Below are 2,387 nucleotides of genomic sequence, written 5' to 3'. Positions count from 1 at the left end.
GCACTCGACAGCTCCTACGCAGCGTCTACAGGTAGGTGGTCAGTCCCTTCCCGTCAGGCAAACCCAAGCCTTGCTTGGAACCCACCCTGAATGCCCATAAAATGCTGTCATCAATTGTCATCACCTCAGATACCAGACCCTATGACTGATTTACCGGATACCGACTACACCCAGCGTTTCATCTTCGATGACAGCGACGCCCGTGGCGAGCTGGTGGTGTTGGAGCGTAGCTACGCCGAAGTCCTCGCCAAGCACCCCTATCCGGAGCCGGTCGCGCAGTTGCTCGGCGAGCTGATGGCGGCTGCGGCGTTGTTGGTGGGTACCTTGAAGTTCGATGGCCTGCTGATTCTCCAGGCGCGCTCCGAAGGCCCGGTGCCCCTGCTGATGATCGAATGCTCCAGCGAGCGCGAGATCCGTGGCCTGGCCCGTTATCACGCGGAGCAGATCGCGCCCGACGCGACCTTGGCCGACCTGATGCCCAACGGCGTGCTGGCCCTGACGGTCGACCCGAGCCACGGCAAGCGCTATCAGGGCATCGTCGATCTCGACGGCGCGACGCTGGCTCAGTGCTTCACCAACTACTTCGTCATGTCCCAGCAGACCAACACCCGCTTCTGGCTCTATGCCGACGGGCGGCGCGCCCGTGGATTGCTGCTGCAGCAACTGCCTGCCGACCGCATCCGTGATCCGGAAGAGCGCGACGCCAGCTGGCAGCACGTCACCGCTCTGGCCAGCACCTTGAGCGCCGATGAGCTGTTGGGGCTGGACAACGAAACCGTCCTGCATCGCCTGTACCACGAAGAGCAGGTTCGCTTGTTCGATGGCCAGCCGTTGCGCTTCAAATGCAGTTGCTCCCGTGAACGTTCCGGCAATGCGCTGGTCAGTCTGGGTCTGGAAGATGCGCAGCAACTGGTGATCGAACATGGCGGCGCCATTGAAATCGATTGCCAGTTTTGCAATGAGCGCTACCTGTTCGATGCCGCGGACATTGCCCAATTGTTCGCCGGTGCGGGTGTCGACACACCGTCAGATACTCGTCACTAAATCGGTTCAGCGCAGGTAAATCTCCTGGCAAACGCCGGATTTACGCCGTACTGACGGGAGGGCCCTACTTTTTTTGGGCTTTTCTGGCATAATCCGGCCCACTTTTTTCGGGTAGTAGTGCGCGACTTCCTACTACAAAACGTTTGGAGCACTCGGCCACGGGCCGACGGGGAATCTCATGACGCAAGCCAATAACGCCGTGTACACCGATCTGAGTGTCGATGATCTGGTCAAAGAAGCCCTGAATCGCGGTGAAGGCGAGCTTGCCGATACTGGCGCGCTGGTTGTACGTACCGGTCATCGTACCGGTCGCTCGCCAGTCGACCGTTTCATCGTGGAAGAGCCAAGCACCCAGCACGCCATTGCCTGGGGCCCGATCAACCGCAAGTTCCCGGCCGACAAGTTCGACGCCCTGTGGAACCGTGTCGCAGCCTACTTGGGCGAGCGCGAGCGTTTTGTTTCCCACGTGCATGTAGGTTCCGATCCTGCGCACTACCTGCCGGTCAAGATGACCACCGAGACTGCCTGGCACAATCTGTTCGGCCGTTGCCTGTTCATCAACCCGGAGCAATACAACGCCGGCGGCAAGGACGAGTGGCAAATCCTCAACGCGCCGAACTTCGTCTGCGAGCCTGCGCGTGACGGCACCAACTCCGACGGCACCGTGATCATCAATTTCGCGGCCAAGAAAGTGCTGATCGCCGGCATGCGCTACGCCGGTGAGATGAAGAAAGCCCTGTTCTCCGTGCAGAACTTCCTGCTGCCGGCCGTTGACGTGCTGCCGATGCACTGCGCCGCCAACATGGGCGAAGAGGGCGATGTGACCCTGTTCTTCGGTCTGTCTGGCACCGGCAAGACCACCCTGTCCGCTGATGAAAGCCGTTACCTGATCGGTGACGACGAACACGGCTGGGGCGTGGGCGTGGTCTTCAACATCGAAGGCGGTTGCTATGCCAAGTGCATCGACCTGTCCGAGAAGAACGAGCCGGTCATCTGGAAAGCCATCCAGCACGGCGCCGTACTGGAAAACGTTGTCCTGGACCCGGTCACCAAGAAAGCCGACTACGCCGACGACAGCCTGACCCAGAACAGCCGCGCCGCCTACCCGCGTGAGCTGATCGAAAAACGCGCACCGAAAAACCTCGGTGGCGAGCCAAACGCCGTGATCTTCCTGACCTGCGACCTGACCGGCGTACTGCCGCCCGTGTCGATCCTCAGCGAAGAACAAGCCGCCTACCACTTCCTGTCCGGCTACACCGCACTGGTGGGCTCGACCGAAATGGGCTCGGGCAGCGGCATCAAGTCGACCTTCTCCACTTGCTTCGGCGCGCCGTTCTTCCCGC

At 60.8% G+C, this 2,387-nt stretch carries 2 protein-coding genes; both read left to right on the top strand.

Annotated features, from left to right (window positions below):
* The first annotated feature begins 141 nt into the window (after nt 1-141).
* Nucleotides 142-1,044: an Hsp33 family molecular chaperone HslO gene (gene hslO, locus OC610_RS25740; RefSeq protein ID WP_264431845.1), complete on the top strand. Its 903-nt coding sequence runs from the start codon at nt 142-144 to the stop codon at nt 1,042-1,044.
* A 178-nt stretch (nt 1,045-1,222) separates the two neighbouring features.
* Nucleotides 1,223-2,387: phosphoenolpyruvate carboxykinase (ATP) (locus OC610_RS25735; RefSeq protein ID WP_264431844.1), on the top strand; the 1,165-nt coding region annotated here is incomplete at its 3' end.

Origin of the sequence: Pseudomonas agronomica (genome assembly GCF_025917275.1) — a bacterium.
Taxonomy (GTDB): domain Bacteria; phylum Pseudomonadota; class Gammaproteobacteria; order Pseudomonadales; family Pseudomonadaceae; genus Aquipseudomonas; species Aquipseudomonas agronomica.
Note: the sequence above shows the minus strand (reverse complement) of the source record. Positions and strands in the feature narration are given on the sequence as shown.